Origin of the sequence: Sandarakinorhabdus sp. (assembly GCF_031422795.1) — a bacterium.
Classification (GTDB): domain Bacteria; phylum Pseudomonadota; class Alphaproteobacteria; order Sphingomonadales; family Sphingomonadaceae; genus Sandarakinorhabdus.
Map to the genome: position 1 here is coordinate 1 of NZ_JANPML010000231.1, position 5672 is coordinate 5672.

The following is a 5672-nucleotide window of genomic DNA, read 5'->3' on the forward strand; positions in this document are numbered from 1 at the left end:
CGTGCGCACGCTGCCGCCGCCGCCAGTGCCTTCGATCATGCGGATCAGCGGCAGGCGATATTCGCTGGCCAACTGTTCGGCCGCGATCAGCTTGCGGTGCAGGCTGGCATCGGCCGCCCCGCCGCGCACGGTGAAATCATCGGCGGTGGCCACCACCGGGCGGTCGTCGATGGTGGCGTTGCCAAACAGGAAATTGGCCGGCTGAAACCCGGTCATCTCACCGGCATCGTCATAGCGCGCAAAGCCGGAAAGCTCGCCCACCTCGTGGAAGCTGCCGGGATCGACCAGCGCCGCCAGCCGTTCTCGTACATTCAACTTGCCTTGGTCGCGCTGTCGGGCAAGTTTTTCCGGCCCGCCCATGCCATGCGCAGCAAGGCGGCGGCGACCCAGCTCATCAATCTCTGATTCCCAGCCCATGCGCCTATCAAGCCTCATCTCAATCATTGATAAGTCACCATCGTGGCAGGCCTTGCCGATAACGAAAAGCCCATGTTTGGAGAGGCTGGCCAGGCCTGATTCGATCATTGGGTGATTCGCTCCCAAAAAGGGATTCGTTGGGCTTGCGCGGATGGGTTCAGGTCAAAGCACAAGAAACCTTGCCAAATACCTACAAAATGGTTTATGTTTACGTTGTTGTGGCAATCCGTCGCCATTGACCGGTGCGTTTTGCCTTGTTTCCCTTTGGGGAAAGGCTCATAAATCACTTTGGTTTTTAGCGTCGCATGGGGTCGCGGCTATGTTGAGTGGTCGAAACGTCAAATATTTGGGGGGTGCCGGCGTGGCAGCGCTTGACTTTGCCGCCTTCCCGTCACTGTGTTCTATTGTGGCAACACGGCAAGAACCTGACAGCCCGCGCAATCAGCGCGTGACGCTACTGACCGACGCGGAGCGTGATTGCCTGCGCCTCGTTTTCCAGCACATGACCAGCAAAGACATCGCGCGCCAGCTCGGTGTGTCGCCGCACACCGTTGATATGCGGCTGCGCCAGGCCATACGCAAGCTTGAGGTCACCAACCGGATCGAGGCAGCCCGCGCCCTCGTTCACACCGAAATTCTCCTTGGTATCGCCCAGCCTGTGACCAGTGAAACGGCCGCCGATGCGTATCAGGAATTGATATACCAAGCTTCGGATATTGCTGCTGACGCGAAATCAGCGACGATTGGGGCACCGGCTTCTCAGGAACCGGGTGCAGCTTCCAATCGTTCCAGCGACCCCAATCGGCTAGAACATGGATCCCTCGCAAGGACGCTGCACTCGACCTCTGGCAGGCTGGATGTTGGTCTATCAGGTGGCTCCCTCGCCCAACCCGGTACACCATCAGGCAATGTCGCCTCGTCGACGCTTGCAACGGACTGGCCGGGCATTGCAGCCCCCGACCCTGGCATTGGTGCCCGGCCATTCCACTCCACACCGTTTCACCAGACACGGCCGTGGGGCCAGAAGAATGATCTCGGAATCGGCCACAGACTTGGCTGGATCATGGGGATCGCAATGGCCTCTGCGCTGAGCTTTGGCGGCATCCTTGCTGCTTTGGCTGCCTTGAAGACCCTTATTTAGACCTTCCGGAACCAGTTGCGTGGCGTCCGGAAGGGCGTCTAACCAACTGGCTGCGCGTATCAGCCGCCAGTTCTTTTCTCCAAAAGGATTGTGCTATGCTGAAAGAACGCCGTATCGCCGCGAACAAAGTTGCTGAGCAGCTGTTCGCCGCCGAAGCCGCCATCAATGCCGCTGTGTCGGCTGTGGCCCAGCTCACCGCCGTAATGCCGATGGCCGCCCAGGAAGCCAATCTGGCCGCCTGCATCGGTCAGGACGCTCTGATGGGCGCCATGGAAACCTGCCAGCAGCTGGTTCTGGCCCGTGCGCGCATCATCGCCACCCACGCTGCCCTGCGTGCCGCACAGACCCAGATCGGCCTCGATGCCGTGAACTTCATGGGTAACTGCCCGCCGGAACAGGCCAGCCTCGACGAGACTGTCGCCCCGCGCCGCCATCTCAACATCGCGGCCTAACAACGGCATGATCTGGGCGCAGGCCCTTTTCATCTGAAACTTGGTTGCAGGTGCCAATGCATCTGCCTCCGCTTCTCGTCTGGAGTATGGACGATGTTTCTTGAAATTCTTGCTGTAGTTACCGTTGTCGCTGCGGCGTTGCTGGCCTTCGGGTTTGGCGGCCGTGACGAACAACTGGCCGCGATCGGCTTCCTGGCCGCCACGCTGGCCACCCGCATGATCACTGCCGAATACCAGAATATGGAATATGGCGTGCTGGCCGTGGACTTCGGTCTGCTGCTCGGCCTACTGGCGCTGGCGCTGACCAGTGATCGCTTCTGGCCCATGTATGCCACTGCCTTCCAGCTGGTTGGCCTGCTTGTGCATGTCGGCAGTCTTACGGATGCGGATGGCGGCATGGCTTGGGCCTATGCTGTCGGCCTGATTTTCTGGTCCTACGCGGTGATTGCTGCACTGCTCGCCGGTACGTGGCTGGAAGGCCGCAACCGACGGTTGGCAGGGCTGTAAGCCACTGTTCTTTCTTCGCTCTATCAACTTCTGGTAGAGCTTCGCATGGCACGGCCACCCCTGGCTTGATCGGGGGTGGTTCTGCCGTGTCACATGTTGCACAGCCCTGCGACAGTGCTGCTCCTGCCCGAACCCTTGCCCTAGGTTCGTCCGCCTCGTAACCCCGACCAAGCCGGCTTGCACGGCCTGAACAAATGTGGAACACACGGGCTCATGTTGAACCATATCCAGGTGCGCGGCGCGCGGGAGCATAATCTCAAGGGCGTCGACGTCGATCTGCCCAAGAACGCGCTCACGGTGATCACCGGCCTGTCCGGCTCTGGCAAGTCCAGTCTGGCATTCGATACCATCTATGCCGAGGGCCAGCGGCGCTATGTGGAATCACTCTCCGCCTACGCCCGCCAGTTCCTGGAGATGATGTCCAAACCTGACGTGGATCATATCGAGGGTCTGTCCCCGGCCATCTCCATCGAACAGAAAACCACCAGCAAGAACCCGCGCTCCACCGTCGCCACCGTCACCGAGATTTATGATTACATGCGCCTGCTGTGGGCGCGTGTCGGCATCCCCTACAGCCCCGCCACCGGCCTGCCGATCACGGCGCAGACCGTCTCCCAGATGGTCGATCGCGTCATGGCGCTGCCGGAAGCCACCCGCCTCTATCTGCTTGCCCCCATCGTGCGCGGCCGCAAGGGTGAGTATCGCAAGGAACTCGCCCAGCTGCAGAAGGACGGCTTCACCCGCGTGAAGATCGACGGCGAATTCTACGCCATCGAGGAAGCGCCGGCGCTCGACAAGAAATACAAGCACGACATCGACGTGGTGGTGGACCGGCTGGCGGTGAAGGAAGGCCTTGAATCCCGCCTCGCCGAAAGCTTTGAAACCGCGCTGAAACTGGCCGAAGGTATCGCCTTCGTGGAACTGGCCGATGCCGCCGCCGATGCGCCCGAACAGGAACGCCGCATCCTTTTCTCCGAAAAATTCGCCTGCCCGGTTTCCGGCTTCACCATTTCCGAAATCGAGCCGCGGCTGTTCTCCTTCAACGCCCCGCAAGGTGCCTGCCCGGCCTGCGACGGCCTGGGCGAAAAGCAGCATTTCGATCCCGATCTGATCGTCCCCAACCACGCGCTCACGCTGGAAAAGGGCGCCGTCGCCCCCTGGGCCAAATCCAACCCGCCCTCACCCTATTATCTGCAGGTCCTCGCCAGCATCGGCCGCGCCTATGGCTTCACGCTGAAAAGCAAATGGTCCGACTTGTCGGATGAAGCTGCCCGGGCCGTGCTCTATGGCACCGGCAGCCGCGCCATCCCGCTGCGCTTTGAAGATGGGCGCAAGGCTTATGAGGTCGTCAAAACCTTTGAAGGCGTCGTCCGCAACCTCGAAAAACGCCTCAACACCGAAAGCGCCATGATGCGTGAGGAGCTGGAGCGTTACCAGTCCCCCTCCCCTTGCGAAGTCTGCCACGGCGATCGCCTCCGCCCCGAAGCGCTCAGCGTCAAGATCGCCGGCGAAACCATCTCCACCGCCGTTCGCCGCCCCGTCGGTCAGGCGTTGGCATGGGCGCGCGGCGTCGCCGATCATCTCACGCCCAAGCAACGCGCCATCGGTGATCGCATCCTCAAGGAAATCACCGAACGCCTCGGCTTCCTCGACAATGTCGGCCTTGATTATCTCAACCTCGATCGCAAATCCGGCACGCTGTCGGGCGGCGAATCCCAGCGCATCCGCCTCGCCTCCCAGATCGGTTCCGGCCTGTCCGGCGTGCTCTATGTGCTCGATGAACCGTCGATCGGCCTGCACCAGCGCGACAATGATCGTCTGCTCACCACGCTGAAACGCCTGCGCGATCTGGGCAATACCGTGCTGGTGGTGGAACATGATGAAGACGCCATCCGCCTCGCCGATTATGTCGTCGATATGGGCCCCGGCGCCGGCGTCCACGGCGGCCACGTCGTCGCGGCCGGCAGCCTGCAGGACATCCTGGACAGCCCGACCAGCATCACCGGCGCCTATCTGTCAGGCCGCCGCTCCATCCCCGTGCCGGCCAAGCGCCGCAAGGGCACCGGCAAGAAACACACGGTGAAAAACGCCCGCGGCAACAATCTGCAGGGCGTAACAGCCTCCATCCCGCTCGGCACCTTCACCTGCATCACCGGCGTTTCGGGCAGCGGCAAATCCACCTTCACCATCGATACGCTCTACAACGCCGCCGCGCGCGAACTGAACGGCGCCCGTGTGCTCGCCGCCCCGCACGATGGCCTCGATGGCCTGTCCCATCTCGACAAGGTGATCGACATCGATCAATCCCCCATCGGCCGCACCCCGCGCTCCAACCCTGCGACCTACACGGGCGCTTTCGGGCCGATCCGCGACTGGTTCGCGGGCCTGCCGGAGTCGAAGGCGCGGGGCTACGGGCCGGGCCGGTTCAGCTTCAACGTCAAGGGCGGACGCTGCGAAACCTGCCAGGGTGATGGCGTCATCAAGATCGAAATGCACTTCCTGCCCGATGTCTATGTCACCTGCGACGCCTGCCACGGCAAGCGCTACAACCGCGAAACCCTCGACATCAAGTTCAAGGACAAGTCCATCGCCGATGTCCTCGATATGACTGTCTCGGAAGCCGCCGAATTCTTCCGCGCCGTGCCGTCGGTGCGCGACAAGATGGATACGCTGGAGCGCGTCGGCCTCAGCTACATCAAGGTCGGCCAGCAGGCCACCACGCTCTCAGGCGGTGAGGCACAGCGTGTGAAACTCGCCAAGGAACTCTCCAAGCGCGCCACCGGCCGCACGCTCTATCTCCTAGACGAGCCGACAACCGGCCTGCACTTCCACGACGTGAAGAAGCTCCTCGAAGTGCTGCACGAACTGGTCAACCAGGGCAACACCGTCGTCGTCATCGAACATAATCTTGAGGTCATCAAAACCGCCGACTGGCTCATCGACATGGGCCCCGAAGGCGGCGACGCCGGCGGCGAAGTCGTCGCCATCGGCACCCCCGAAGACGTAGCCCGCGAAAAACGCAGCTACACCGGCCACTACCTAAAGGAAATCCTCAAGCGCCGCGCCCCCAGCATCGAGGCGGCAGAATGAAGGTTCCCAAAGTAAATAGGAGAAACGCTAGATGACCGAGTCAGAATCGTTAGTCGAAGGTTTTT

At 61.6% G+C, this 5672-nt stretch carries 5 protein-coding genes; 4 read left to right on the forward strand and 1 reads right to left on the reverse strand.

Translation table 11 applies throughout. The annotated features are described in order from the left end of the window. The coding region (locus RMO81_RS08630) for a carboxyl transferase domain-containing protein (protein ID WP_310475421.1) at positions 1-417 on the reverse strand (417 nt) is incomplete at its 3' end. Positions 418-778: 361 nt separating this feature from the next. Between RMO81_RS08630 and RMO81_RS08635 the strand changes: the two genes are divergently transcribed. The 4 genes from RMO81_RS08635 to uvrA all read left to right on the forward strand — a co-directional run bounded on the left by RMO81_RS08635 (position 779) and on the right by uvrA (position 5607). Then, the gene (locus RMO81_RS08635; RefSeq protein WP_310475422.1) at positions 779-1558 is read left to right on the forward strand and encodes a helix-turn-helix transcriptional regulator; all 780 of its coding nucleotides are present in this window, start codon (positions 779-781) and stop codon (positions 1556-1558) included. A 95-nt stretch (positions 1559-1653) separates the two neighbouring features. Next, positions 1654-2010 carry a hypothetical protein gene (locus RMO81_RS08640; protein WP_310475423.1) on the forward strand — a complete coding sequence of 119 codons (357 nt, stop codon included), beginning with the start codon at positions 1654-1656 and terminating at the stop codon, positions 2008-2010. 93 nt (positions 2011-2103) lie between these two features. Then, entirely contained in the window at positions 2104-2517 is a 414-nt protein-coding gene (locus RMO81_RS08645) for a hypothetical protein (protein WP_310475424.1), read from the forward strand. Positions 2518-2730: 213 nt separating this feature from the next. After that, positions 2731-5607, forward strand: a complete 2877-nt coding sequence (gene uvrA / locus RMO81_RS08650; RefSeq protein ID WP_310475425.1) for an excinuclease ABC subunit UvrA — start codon at positions 2731-2733, stop codon at positions 5605-5607. Positions 5608-5672: the final 65 nt, after the last annotated feature.

Coding starts and splice junctions, on each gene's coding strand:
- RMO81_RS08645 (WP_310475424.1), top strand. CDS start 2,104: ATGTTTCTTGAAATTCTTGCTGTAGTTACCGTTGTCGCTGCGGCGTTG.
- uvrA (WP_310475425.1), top strand. CDS start 2,731: ATGTTGAACCATATCCAGGTGCGCGGCGCGCGGGAGCATAATCTCAAG.
- RMO81_RS08640 (WP_310475423.1), top strand. CDS start 1,654: ATGCTGAAAGAACGCCGTATCGCCGCGAACAAAGTTGCTGAGCAGCTG.